Below are 13,699 nucleotides of genomic sequence, written 5' to 3' on the forward strand. Positions count from 1 at the left end.
ACAAGAAAAACGAGAAAAAATGCACTTTTTCTTGCAAAATGTGCGGTGGGAGTGCGATATTTCGTAATTTTGCATACGAATGAATCAGAGAGACCGACAGATCTTGCAGATCGCCTTGCCATCGATCATATCGAATATCACCGTGCCCTTGCTCGGGATGATCGATGTGGCCATCGTGGGACACATGGGTAGTGCCGTCTATATCGGGGCGGTGGCGGTCGGCTCGATGATCTTCAACCTGGTCTACTGGCTTTTCGGTTTCCTGCGGATGGGCTCGAGTGGACTGACAGCACAGGCCTTGGGTCGGCGTGACCTCCCGGAGGTTGGACGTTTACTGTTACGCTCGATGGCCATCGCCTTGGGTATTGCCTTTGTCCTGTTGGTCCTCCAGGTGCCACTGCGGCTCATGATGTTCTGGTTGATCGGTCCGACAGCCGACGTGCAGCCATCGGCCACCACCTATTTCTACATTGTGGTCTGGGGCGCTCCGGCCTCTCTGGGACTGTTCAGTCTGTCGGGTTGGTATATCGGCATGCAGAACACCCGTATTCCCATGCTGATCTCCATCACTCAGAACGTGATCAACATCCTGGTGAGTCTGCTGTTGGTTTATGGATTCGGCATGAAGATCGAGGGAGTGGCCCTTGGAACGGTCATCGCACAGTATGCGGGCTTCCTCATGGCGGTAGGTCTGTTCTTCCGTTACTACGGTCGTCTGCGCTGTTATCTGGTTCTGCAAGGCGCGTTCGTCCGCACGGCGATGAGCCGTTTCTTCCATGTCAACCGTGACATCTTCCTCCGTACACTGTGCCTGGTTCTGGTGAACCTCTTCTTTACATCCGCTGGTGCCCGTCATGGGGCAGTGATTCTTTCGGTCAATACGGTAATGATGCAGCTCTACCTGTTCTTCTCTTATTTCATGGACGGCTTTGCCTATGCCGGAGAAGCGCTGGGAGGCCGTTATTACGGGGCAGGCAACAAACTGGTGTTCCGTGAGACGGTCCGCCACCTGTTTGGCTGGGCTGTGCTGATGACCGTGTTCTTTACCTTGTTGTATGTGGTGGGAGGACAAGCGATCGTGGGTATCCTGACCGACGAGCCACAGGTGCTGGCAACCTCGTACGACTATCTGTGGTGGGTCTGGCTTATACCAACTGCCGGAGCGGCGGCCTTCATCTGGGATGGGCTGTTCATCGGGATGACAGCCACCAGAGGGATGCTGGTATCGTCGTTGGTATCGGCCCTATTGTTCTTCGTCATCTACGGGCTGACGGCCGGCATACTAAAAAACCATGGCCTGTGGTTAGCCATGGTTATCTATCTACTCATGAGAGGGGGTATTCAGACGATATGGTATTCCACGAAGGCCTCCATGGCCTCGTAACATGCCAGACCGAGATCATCATAGCGCTTCGCCGTGTCGCGGTTGCGATCCTCGGCGCGCTGCCAGAACAATCGCTCGTCATTACCCATGAACGGGGCACTCTCCATCTGACTCTGATGGCGCAGGATGGCATTACGCTTCTCACGTAGTTCCTCCGGACTCATCGGCACGCACATCTCAATGTCGGCCACATCCCATTCTGCCCAGGCACCGCGGTACATCCATACACGGCAGTCCTTCAGCCACTCTGCACCCGCTTTCTTCTCCTCGTCGATAGCAGCCAGAACGGCGTCGGTACATTTCTTGTGGGTGCCATGAGGATCGGCCAGGTCGGCAGCCACGTAGATCTGATGAGGCTTCACCTCCGCGATGAGTTGCTGGATCGGTAGCACATCGTTCTCCGACATCGGCAGCTTTTCGATCTTGCCGCTCTCGTAGAAGGGCAGGTCGAGGAAGTGGATGTGATCGCTGTTGATGCCGTTGTAGCCACAGGCCAGTCGGGCCTCGCCACGACGGATGAGGCCTTTCAGGCGCAGCACCGTCTCATTGTCGAGATCACCTTCTTTCTTCTGTTTCAGGAAGGCCTTCACCGACTGGTAGCTGTACTTGATTACCTCGTCGGAGCCGTTGGCGAAGATCTTGTTGAAACCGTTGATGAAATGCATGAAGCGTGTCACCTCCTCGTCGCCGACGGCGATATTGCCGGATGTCTCGTAGGCGATGTGCACGTCATGTCCCTGCTGCATCAGTCGACGGATGGTGCCACCCATGGAGATGACATCATCATCGGGGTGTGGGGAGAAGACGATGACACGCTTGGGGTAGGGCGTGGCGCGCTCCGGACGGTAGGTGTCGTCGACGTCGGGCTTTCCACCGGGCCAGCCGGTGATGGTGTGCTGCAGTTCGTTGAACACCTCGATGTTTACCAGACCGGCCTGACCGTCAAACTCTTTGACGAGCTGACCCAGACCATTGTCCACATAATCTTTTGTGGACAGCTTGAGTAAAGGCTTCCCGACTTTCTGGCACAGTTCGATAACCTGGCGGCGCAGCTTGTGGTCGGGCATCTTAATCTGAGAAGTGAGGTTTAAGTTCATATATATAGTGCTTTGGTATTTAAAAAACTTCTCTGTTTTGTTTGTATAGCTCGGGCCATACATGCAAGCCATAGGTAAGGCCGTATTTGCGATAGAGCTGTACCAGTCTGTCGAGACGCGGGAGGAACTGCTGGTAGTCTTTCTTCGCGGGATCCAGCCATTGCACTTCCGCCAGGGCTGCCATACGTGGCAGCACCTGATACTCGGCCAGTTCCTTGATGGGGATATACTCCGTCCAGAGGTTCGCCTGAACACCCAGGATATGGCTGGCATCCTGTGGGGCTGCAGTATCGCTCAGCGGCTCGTAGTTGTACACTTTCTCTACGGTGAGACAACCGCCGATGAGCTTCGGCTCGAAGTAGTCGTCATCGATCTGGTATTTGTCGAAGTAAGCATAGTCCGACGGAGCCATGATCACGTCGAAGCCCTTCGCTGCGGCCTTGATGCCTGGCTCCGATCCTTGCCACGACATGATGGTGGCGGTGGTGTCGATGCCGAAGTCGGCAATCTCGTCCCAACCGATGAGACGGCGCCCATGCTGGGTCAGGTATTTGTTGATGCGACGGGTGAAATAGCCCTGTAGCAGATCCTCTGCACTGACCTTACCATCGCTCTTGATCTGCTCCTCATCGATACGCTTCTGACAGAGAGGGCATTTCTCCCATTTCGTCTTGGGTGCCTCGTCACCGCCGATATGGATATACTTTGACGGGAAGATGTCCATCACCTCGTCGAGCACCCCCTCCATGAAGGCGAAGGTCTCCTCCTTACCGGCACAGAGGATATCGCTATAGATACCCCAGAAATGACCTACCTCGTAGGGTCCACCGGTACAGCCGAGCTCCGGGTAGCTGGCCAGGATGGCTAACGTATGACCGGGCATCTCGATTTCGGGGATGACGGTGATATGGCGCTCCTCGGCATACTTCACGATATCGCGCAACTGCTCCTGGGTGTAGTAGCCACCGTAACGGGTATGGTCGTCGACGCTTGAGTTACGGCCCAGAACAGTTCCTGAACGGTAGCCACCGACCTCCGTGAGTTTGGGGTAGCGTTTGATCTCTATTCTCCAGCCCTGATCGTCTGTCAGGTGGAAGTGAAACACGTTCATGTTGTGCAAGGCCAGCAGGTCGATGTATTCCTTGACGAAGTCCGTGTCGAAGAAATGACGGCACACGTCAAGGTGCATGCCCCGATAACCGAAGCGTGGACTGTCGGTGATGTCGGCGGCTGGCAGGATCACCTGCTCACTGACCGTGTCGCAAGGGATAGCCTTTCTCAGCATCTGGATGCCGTAGAAGACACCGGCTGGTGTGGCACCGCTGATGCTGATGCCTTTCTGACTGATGCTGACACGATAGCCCTCCTTCGACGGGACGGTCTGGTCCAGTCGGAGCGTGATGGCGTTCTTCACCTTACCGCTTCCCATCTGCACCTCGATACCGGTGTTGGTACGGATGTACTCCTGGAGGAACTGGGCGTTGCGTGTCATCGCTCCGTCGTTATCGGCTATGATGACGGTGTTCTTGTCAAGGACAAACGGTTTCCCTTTCTGCATGACGATCTGGTCAGGGAGAGGTACCACCTGATAATCTGCGGTGACCTGTGCATGGGCGGTCAGCACCGTTGAACAAAGGATGCCGATGGTCAGGAAGACCTGCGAATAGATTCTTTTCATTGTTGGTCAGATTTTATATTTTTTCTTATATTCCAGTGGTGTCATCCCTTTATATGCCTTGAACTGACGAGCCAGGTTCTTGGCATCGTTGAGGCCGACCATGACAGCCAGCATGTCGAGTGGCTCGTTGGTTGTCAGCAGCAGTTGGGCGAGTTTCTCCATACGGAGCTTGGAGATGTAGTCGTAGATGGTGACGCTGGTCTCCTCCCGGAACTCTTGTTCCAGGAGGCGACGCGACACTGACACCTGTGCGACGACATCGCCGACACAGATTGGATGAGAGATATTTGTGTGGATATACCACAACGCTTTTAACACATTGGGATTGGTCGTAGCAAAGATGTCGGTAGAGGTCCGCTCGGTGATGCCGGTATCATGAACGATGATATCATTGGGCTTCATGTCCCAGTGTTCCTTCATCTTCATGATCAGATCGGCAGTCTCGTAGCCGGCCTTCTCCACATCGAGGTCCATGCTCGACAGCTCCGGATAGGAGAGTCGGCAGGTGAGATCGTCGTTGTCGACGCCGAGCACGGCCACGTCGACGGGCACGCGCAGCGACATCGTGTTACAGAGCTCGATGATGATGTTCGCTCTTGTGTCGTCGCAGGCAAAGATAGCGACGGGCTTGGGAAGGGCCGACAGCCACTCTTTCAGTGGCTGACTCTCGTAGTGCCAGAGCTCGTCGAGACTCTGTTTCTTGAACTCGAAGATATACTTGTCGCTGATGCCGTTCTCTGTCAGGTAGTCCCTGAAGCCTTTTCCACGTTCATCGCTCCATATCACATCCTCGTAACCGTAATAGGCAAAGTGCTTGAAGCCCTTGATGAAGTAGAACTCGGCGGCCTTCCTTCCCGAAGCGGTATAGTCGCTGGTGATATTGGGAATCTCCGTGAACCGCTGTTTATAATCCTGAGCGATGGCGATGATGCCGGCCTCCTTGAAGAGCGACACCTCGTCGTCGGGCTCAAACTGTGCGATGATGGCATCGGCATCCCAGTTCTTGGCCCATTCCACGACCTTCGGGATGCCGTATGTCTTACGGAACGACGGTGGCATGCGGCAGATGACCCAAGGCTCTGTCTGATGGGAGTATTTCAGGATGCCGCGTAACAGCTTGGTCGCGTAGGTCTCCGTGAAGTCTGTCGAGAGGATGAGCTTGGTCATAGGCTTCTGTCGTTTTAATAGCTCAGTACGTCGGCTGCGAACTTCACGTCACGGGGCAACACGCAGCTGACGGTCTTCTCGCCACGGGGCTCGATGGTGATATAGTTGTCACTGAAGTCCACACCGTCGATGATCTTTCCCTTCTTGTCCTTGAGGACGATACGGAGCAGATAAGCCACCTGGTCGGAGGGGTTGCTGACGGTCAGCAGAATCTGTCGTCCCTGTGCCTCCTTGACCTTCACCTTGCACTTAGCAGGCTGCTGACCGCCGATGGCGGTATGGTCGGCATGTTTCAGTATCGGGGTTCTGGTCCAGTCGGACTTAGGCCAGTCGTAGACATCGTTGGTGGTGGCCAGGGCATACTCGTTCTCTGCGATGGTCTTTCCGTCAGCCTGACAGCTGAGGAAGAGATAACCGTTGTCCTCTGTCAGCTCCACGGTGTCGAAGGCTTTGACGGAGCCCAGTGCCGGAACGGTCACGGTCACCTTTTTATTGCCTAATGCCTTTCCGCTGACGCCATAGACCTTCATGGTGGCCGTGATGGTGACAGGCTGGAGGGTGCTGTTGACGGCACGGACGTCACGGTTCAAGTGACTGTAGATCAGCTGAACGGGCTCACAGGCCTTCTTCACACTATAGAAAGAAGCGTTAGGCCGCAGGAAATGGTCGTAGAGCTGCCAGTAGAGACTCGGACGTGCAGCGTTCAGCATCCACTGGATCAGAGCTGTCGCCTTCGGACTGTTGTATCTGAAAGACTCGAACATGGCTCTGGTACCGTCGTAGTTCACCATGTTTGCCTTCCTGAGGAAGTCGTCGATATCCTTGGCCTCACCATAGCGGTTGGCGACGGTCTCCTTCAGGATGTCGAGGTTGTTGAATGCCTCAGCGGCAGAGGTGCAGAGGTAGTTCCATGTGCTGTCGAGCGGCCATAGCTTGTTGCCGAGCATCTGCTGTAACGACTCCTTGACAGGGAGCTGGGCACCGATGCCTGTCTCGGTGTTGAAACCGAAGGCACCGCCCGGTGCCTCCTCGGCATACCAGTAGGATGGTGCTACGTAGTCGTAGGGACCAGCCATCTTGGTGCCGGATGTGCCAGAGAGATCACTCTCCATCTCCTTGGCGGAGATGATATAAGGACGGTCGTCGATGACTTTCCGTGCCCACTCATAGTGATACTCCAGGGCAGGGATAGGCAGCTTGTCGCTGCCGACAAACCAGGCGATGATCGACGGATGGTTGCGCAGGTAGCGCAGCTGGTCGTCATATTCCCTTGCGATCAGCTGAGCCTCCTCGTCGGTGAGGATGCCACCGTATCGCTCGTCGCAGGGCTTACCCAGGTAAGAGTCCCACTCCCAGAAGCAGCTCCATCCGGCGAGCAGCAGGATTCCCTTCTCGTCGCACAGGTCGTAGAGTGCCTGAGATGTTCCCCAGAAGCCCTCCAGACGAACGGTGTTCATGTTCATCTGCTTGACCAGCTCCAGCTGACGGTCGTAGCTGGCGGCATCATCGCGCAGGAAGATATCGTCGGTCCAGCCGGCACCGAGGAGCTGGATGCGCTGCCCGTTGAGGGTGAAGGCACGGTAACCGTCGTTGGTGATGAAGCTGCCAACTTCACGGATGCCGAAGCGTACCTCTTTGGTGTCGCTCAGGGTCTGGTCGGCCTTGAACGCCAGCGACAGGTCGTACATCTCGGGCTTGCCCATGGTGTAGCACCACCAGAGGCGCGGGTTCATCACATGCAAGGCTGCCATCTCGTTCTCGTCCAGTCGGACCGTCCTGACTTGTCCTGCACGCAGGGTGACGGGTAGGGCATATTCCTGACCCTCGAAGGTGCATACCAGTTGACCGCTGACGTCGTGGTCGCTCAGGTTGCGCAGTTGGGCCTCCACGTCCAACCATGCCTCCTTCATGGTGTTCAGGTTGACTCGTGAACAGACACGCGGTGACTCAATCACCACGTCACCACAACGCTGCACGCTTACTGGACGGACGATACCCATGCTCTCGTCCAATGGGCGCGGGTTCCAGTCTACGAAGCCGATATTGAAGTCACCGGGATTGCATTTGAAGGTCTCCACCACCAAGGTGTTCTCCTCCTTGGCTGTGCCTGTGACATCGACGGCAAAGGTGCTGAACGGCCCTCGTACGGTATCGCGTGAGGCTACCAGTTTCCCATTCAGATAGATGTTGGCGCTGTAGCCCAGTCCCTCGAAGAGCAGTCTGACATGCTCATGATCCTTCAGTCCGTCCAGACGGAAGTTCTTCTTGAAGAACCAGGGTACGAGGAACCGGCTGTTGTTGTATTGCTTATAGTTATCTCTCTCCAACAGTCTCGGATACTCCCCGTTGGCAACGAGAGTGCCCATGACCGTCGAAGGGACATGAGTGGCATACCAGGATGCGGATGATTCCTTGCCGGTAGAGAGGGCGGCTCCGTCTGTGCCGACGATGGCCGACGACTGGCACTCCCATCCGTCAAGCAGTTCTGTGGTCTGTGCCTGTGCACCTAATGTGCAGAAGCAGATGGCCGTGAGAATACTTATTTTTCGGTGTTTCATATCCTTAATGCGATTGATTATTCGTCTAACATGGCAGCACCCAGCAGGGCTGCGTCTTTCAGTTTAGAGGGAGCGATGTGCAAGCGGGTTACCGACTCCTGATAAGGAAACTCCTTGAGGCGTTGGTACATCGCGTCCTTGAAATAGGGGAACGCTTCGGTGATCCCTCCGCCCAATAGGATGGCTTGTGGATCATAGGCATAAAGGATAGCCTCCATCAGGCAGCCGAGGTTATCACCGAAGAGGCACCATGTTTTCAGTGCCTGTCCATCATTCTCTCTCGCTTTTTCCCCTAACTCGACACCTGTTGTCTCAAAGGCGTCGAAGAATCGGCTGGCGCAGAAATGCTCATAGTCCTTTCCCTTGAAAGGCAGCGAACCGATCTCGCCAGCTCCCGTGTTGTGTCCGTTGTACAGTTTCCCGTTAAAGATAAGACCAGTGCCGATACCTGTACCGATGGTCAGTCCGACAAAGTCGTTGTAGTTTTTTCCTTCCCCGAAGTAATGCTCACCCAGGGTAAAGCAGTTAGCGTCGTTGTTGATAAAAGCTGGTCTGTGGAACTCGTCCTCAAGAATCTGTCTGAGATGTACTTCTTTCCACGACGGGATGTTGGCAACATTGTAGACGATCCCTCTTTCGCGGTCCACGACAGAGGGAACGCCTACGCCAATTGATGTTACTTCTTCCGACATCACCTTTCTGATAAGTGCGAGAATCTGTTCCAACACTTCTTTCTCCGTGCCCTTCGGACAGGGTGCGGTCTGTTTGCTGATGAGTCGGTTTTGGTCAACAAGTCCAACTCGAATGTTAGTGCCTCCTAAATCAATTCCAATCTTCATAACTCTTTTTTTTGGTAAAGAAGGTTTTTAGTTATCAGTATGTTACAATCTATTTATGTGAAAAATCTGGTGCAAAGATAAGCGTAATGTTTGATATAAAAAAAGAATTTTGCGTTTGTTTTTCCTCAAAATGCGCAAAACATCATTTTTTCACCCTTAAAACCCTCAATATCCGTAAAACACCCCTCCGTAGGTGATGTCGCGATCACCCTTAGTTGGGAGGCCAGTCTTCGAACTCCAGCTCCAGTTCAACCCATCGTGGCTGTTCGTTGGTCTGCTCATCCCGATGGTTCGATACACCCAGCCCCAGCAGGCGGATCGGGTGTGAGTGGTGGTCAACCTCCTGCATCAGTCTCTTGGCCAGGGGGAGTATATCGTCTTTTGTTCGCAGGAGGCAGCCAGTGGTGATACTTCTGGTGATCTGCTGGTAGGACTGGTAGCCGGTATGTCCATCGGTAGCGGTCATCACCTTGGCCTTCAGGGTCAGCGTGTATCCTTCGAAACCACTTTTCTCGATGCGGCGTACCAGTTCAAGCACAGTGTGATATAGTTCGACGGTGACAGCCGCATCGCTGCTGATATCAGTCTCGAAGGTGCGCTCGCAGCTGACCGATTTCCGCTCCCATTCCGAGATGACCGGACGCTCGTCGATACCTCTGGCGAACTCGTAGAACACATGTCCCATCTTCCCGAACTCCTGTGTGAGGCGGGTCAGCGACTGTTTCTTCAGGTCGGCTCCGGTGAAGATACCCATGTGGTGCATCTTCTCGGCCGTCTTCTGTCCCACACCCCAGATCTTCTGAACGTTCAGCTGTTCGATGAATGCGACAGCCTTGTCGGGATGTATCACCGTCAGACCGTCGGGCTTGCGCCAATCGGATGCAATCTTCGCCAGGAACTTACAATAGCTCACCCCGGCAGAGGCTGTCAGGCCGGTTGTCTCCTTGATGCGTTGCTTGATCTCCCTAGCAATATCCACTGCAAGAGGTATGCCTTTCTTGTTGTCCGTTACGTCGAGGAAGGCCTCGTCGAGCGATAGCGGCTCAATCAGGTCGGTATAGTCGAGGAAGATGCTCCGTATCTGTTGTGACACCTCTTTGTATTTATAGAAGTGGGGCTCAACGATGATCAGTGGTGGACAGAGGCGTTTGGCAACCTGTATTGATTGGGCTGAGTGTACGCCGTAGCGGCGGGCCTCGTAGCTGGCGGTCGATACCACACCTCTCGCCTCGTCGTGCCCTACGGCGACGGGCTTACCTCTCAGCTCGGGATGGTCGCGCTGCTCTACCGCCGCGAAGAACTGGTCCATGTCCACGTGTATGATCTTCCGCTCTGCCATCTTCTTTTGTTCTATCCGGGAACTCAACCGTTATAGGAGGTATAATGCTATTGCGGCGCAGGCTTCTGCATCGGCCAGAGCATGGTGATGGTGCTGCAGGTCGTAGCCACAGGCTGCGGCAACGGTGTGGAGCTGGTGGTTAGGCAGTGCATGGCCGAACTGCCGACGGGATGCAGTGAGCGTGTCGAAGAAACGGTAGTCGGGGTAGTCCATCTGATAGACCTTGAAAACCGCTTTCAGGCATCCCTCATCGAAACGTGCATTATGGGCAACGAATGGGATCGCACTCAGCCTTTCGTGCAGGCACGAGGGCTCTTGCTGCTCCGTCGCTTGATCGGGAAAGAACACATCCGTCAGGCGTTCTTCTAATCGCCGCCATACTGTCGAGAAGACTGGTGCTTCGTCTGTATCCTGTTGACTCAGTCCGTGTACGCGCTGGCACCAATAATGGTAGTAGTTCGGCTCTGGCTGGATGAGGCTATAGAAGGTATCGACCACCTGACCTTTACGTACCATGACCGCTCCCACAGAGCAGACACTCGACGGTTCCTGGTTGGCCGTCTCGAAGTCGATAGCGATGAAGTCTCTAAGCATACTTGTGCAAAGATAAGCATTTTCTATGAGATATGGGCGTTTTTTGCGGTATATTTGATATACTTTGGAGTGCAAAAACAAATCCTAAATATCATAACATATGACACTAAACAAGCAACTGAAAACTACTACTGTTTGGCGCGGTGATTGGACAATTGGACAATTGGACAAAACTTAAATTCGATTGGAACAGATGGTGCTAATGACAAGAATTTAATTATATTATATATTATAATATATTAATTATTTTTTTCTTTGTCTTGACTTCGACAAAGAAAAAACTTTTTGTCCAATTGTCCAATTGTCCAATTTTGATTCAACGTTTTTCAGGGATAAAACTGCTTCGGCAAAGTGAATATTGATAGAATAAATTTACAAAATAGGCACTTCCGAAGGCAAGGCTACGGAAGGCTCCCTGCAACGGCACGGTTTGCTCGGAGCAAAACGGGAGTTTCGTCGGAGGAAAGTCCGACTTTCTCTGGAGGAAACCCCGAGGGCGCTGAAACGCCCTGAAAGCGGGGCGTTCAGGGTCGGCCGAGCACCAGATAAATTTTGTTTACTTCCGTAGGAAGGAACGAGCAGCGGCGGAGGTTGATTGATGAAATTGGGTGCAAGATGGGTGCAACTTTGAAACGTGAGAAAAAGAAAAGTCCCGTAAATCATCGATTTACAGGACTCTTTTTAAGGCGCTTCAGGATGATGGGCTTGAACCAGCGACAGCCCATCAAGAAAGGAGAGATCTATAGTCGGTTCTTTTCTTCGTTACCAGCACCTGTGCCTTTGTACTTGCTTCGGGTGGTATTGAAATTATACGAGAGTGACACTCCGATGTTCTGCGTATAGAGATAGGCATCCTTGGTCATCGTAGTTACGGGATAGTAGCCCGTCCAGCGTTCACGGAGGTTGCGGAAGATGTCGTTGGCAAAGAGAGCGGCTGTCAGGTTGCCACCAAAGAAAGTCTTCTGCACGCGGGCATTGATGTTGAAATTGTGGGCATAGTGATTGAAGCCATTATCATAGTTGGTGGAATAATGCAGATAGAGCATGGCCTTGGTGGTCTTGTCGATAGAGAACCAGTTGCGGAAATTGATCTGCCATTCGGGGTCGTTGAGTTTTGAGGTAATACCGTATGCCTGAGTGTCGAAGTCCTGCTGCCAGTAGCTGAGAGTCAGCGTCGGCTGATAAAAGCCAAAATTGGGGGAGACCGTCAGTGAGGCGTGGTATGACTCGAATTTGTCGAAATTGCGGTCGGTCCAGATGGTTATCTCTGTCCCCTCCTGATATAGGCTGCCGAAACTCAGTCGCGCATCCTTGTTATGGCTATAGCCTGCTGTGAAGGACAGCCATGAGTAGGTGACATTCAGGTCGAGATTCTGCATGATGGATGGACGTAGCAGCGGGTTTCCGCCCTCGTACTCATAGCGGTTATCGTATTGCACATTAGAGTTGAGCGACTGATAACTTGGACGGCTAATACGTTTGTCGTAGCTCAGTTGGATGCCCCATTTGTTCTTTTGCCAACCTGCGATAAAATTGGGAAAGAGGTCGCGGTATTGGCGGCTTGGCTCGGTCAGGTATTTACCGAATGAGTAATAGTCGGAATTAACTGCCTCGTAACGCAGTCCGCCACCAATGCTCCAATCGCCCAGTTTCATTTGATATTCTGCAAATCCTGCAATATTGCTTTCTCGGATCTCGTCGTCAGAAGGGGATAAAACTCGTTCAATATTTTCATATATGCTGTGACTGTTGGAGCGTGTGACCTCACTGCCGAAGCTCAATTCTCCTTTCCATATCGGATAAGTCAGTACCAGTTTCCCTGCTAACATATTACCCCGATTCTCGTTGTGAGTCGTCACGATGCGGTCGCCTAGTTGCAGACTCTGTTCGAACGAAGTCTGGTTGTACATGTCTTTTTTCCATATCCACGAGCCGTTGAAATCGATGCCGAGTTTACCGACTTTACCCACATAGTAGATGTTGGTCTCGTGATGAGGGCGATTACTGGCACCAAACTTCATGAGTTGGTCCACCGTACCTTCCAAGGCGTTGTTTCGCGTGATGATCTGTTGCATCGGCACTGTTCCACCCTCATAGAGCGAACCGCCCAGACTGTAGGTAAAGCCAATGGAGTTGTCTGCATCAAAGTCATAACTGACTCCTATTTGTCCGTTCAGCATCGTGATCCAATTACTGGTAGGGGCGTATTGGTCGATACTGACATGATTGCCATTGGCGTAAGTGTCTGATTGCAGCGTGTTGTCCTCGGAGTGGTTGTGATTATTAAGTGATATGGTTCCAAACGCCTCCAGACCGCCAGTACGATATTTTACCGTTGCATCGTCGTAGGTAGTCCATTTCTCATTATATACCACTTGGCTGTAAGCCCCTACACTCATACCGTCGCCTTGTGGCCTGACAGTCTTGATACGAATAACTGCACTGACCTCTGCATTGTACTTGGCACCTGGCGAGGTGATGACGTCAATGCTCTTGATGTCGGTGGACTTCAGTTGCTTTAGGTCGCGAGTGTTCTGCACCTTCTTATTGTTAATATAGATTTCTGGCGTGCCTTTAGCAAATACTGTATAATTGCCGTCCCCACCCTGTACATTAGGGAGCATCGAGAGTACTTCGTCGGCCGTCCCTACATCTTTGAGGATGGAGTTTTGTATTTCGACAGTCATACCACCTGTTGTTGTTCTGTATTGCGGAATCTCGCCTTTCACAACGACTCCTTTCAACGTCATTGTCTCGGGCTGCATTCGTATAGTGCTGAGGTTGGTGCTGTTGCATCGCTTGTAAATGGTCTTGTAGCCAACATAGGAAATACGAGCGAGGACGGGCTGCGTGCCGTTGCCTTCCTGTGGCCTTTCGCAAGGGATGACGAAGAGACCACTCTCGTTCGATACGCCACCTGTGATGAGCGTGGAGTCCTGAGATGAGAGCAGGGCAATGTTAGCGTAGGCTACGGGCTGGCCTTGCTCGTCTATGATGTTCCCCTTGTATCTAGGGGCTGTCTTCTGCGGACACTCGACGATGA

General features: G+C 53.0%; 8 protein-coding genes and 1 pseudogene. 1 reads left to right on the forward strand and 8 read right to left on the reverse strand.

Annotated elements, in window-relative coordinates; genetic code table 11:
- The first annotated feature begins 79 nt into the window (after positions 1 to 79).
- Positions 80 to 1,384, forward strand: a complete 1,305-nt coding sequence (locus tag BLU99_RS06540; RefSeq protein ID WP_091900372.1) for an MATE family efflux transporter — start codon at positions 80 to 82, stop codon at positions 1,382 to 1,384.
- Here the strand turns inward: BLU99_RS06540 and BLU99_RS06545 are convergent.
- The 8 genes and pseudogenes from BLU99_RS06545 to BLU99_RS06580 form a co-directional block, all read right to left on the reverse strand.
- Positions 1,342 to 2,418: pseudogene (locus tag BLU99_RS06545) on the reverse strand (PIG-L family deacetylase); the annotation flags it as partial. The gene BLU99_RS06540 and the pseudogene BLU99_RS06545 sit on opposite strands and share 43 nt — an antisense overlap.
- Before the next feature lie 82 nt (positions 2,419 to 2,500).
- Positions 2,501 to 4,159, reverse strand: a complete 1,659-nt coding sequence (locus BLU99_RS06550) for a beta-N-acetylhexosaminidase (RefSeq protein WP_091900374.1) — start codon at positions 4,157 to 4,159, stop codon at positions 2,501 to 2,503.
- A 6-nt stretch (positions 4,160 to 4,165) separates the two neighbouring features.
- Positions 4,166 to 5,326, reverse strand: coding sequence for an AraC family transcriptional regulator (locus BLU99_RS06555; RefSeq protein ID WP_091900375.1), 1,161 nt, complete (start codon positions 5,324 to 5,326; stop codon positions 4,166 to 4,168).
- 14 nt (positions 5,327 to 5,340) lie between these two features.
- Positions 5,341 to 7,884, reverse strand: coding sequence for a glycoside hydrolase family 2 protein (locus tag BLU99_RS06560; RefSeq protein ID WP_091900376.1), 2,544 nt, complete (start codon positions 7,882 to 7,884; stop codon positions 5,341 to 5,343).
- A gap of 17 nt (positions 7,885 to 7,901) precedes the next feature.
- Complete coding sequence (locus tag BLU99_RS06565; protein ID WP_091900377.1) at positions 7,902 to 8,723, reverse strand: ROK family protein; 822 nt, start codon at positions 8,721 to 8,723, stop codon at positions 7,902 to 7,904.
- A gap of 211 nt (positions 8,724 to 8,934) precedes the next feature.
- The gene (gene dinB, locus BLU99_RS06570; RefSeq protein WP_091900378.1) at positions 8,935 to 10,062 is read right to left on the reverse strand and encodes a DNA polymerase IV; all 1,128 of its coding nucleotides are present in this window, start codon (positions 10,060 to 10,062) and stop codon (positions 8,935 to 8,937) included.
- A 30-nt stretch (positions 10,063 to 10,092) separates the two neighbouring features.
- A complete protein-coding gene (locus BLU99_RS06575; protein ID WP_091900379.1) occupies positions 10,093 to 10,656 on the reverse strand; it encodes an exonuclease domain-containing protein in 564 nt (187 codons plus the stop codon).
- A 740-nt stretch (positions 10,657 to 11,396) separates the two neighbouring features.
- The coding region (locus tag BLU99_RS06580) for an outer membrane beta-barrel family protein (protein WP_369807707.1) at positions 11,397 to 13,699 on the reverse strand (2,303 nt) is incomplete at its 5' end.

This window comes from Prevotella sp. lc2012 (assembly GCF_900107065.1).
Lineage (GTDB): Bacteria > Bacteroidota > Bacteroidia > Bacteroidales > Bacteroidaceae > Prevotella.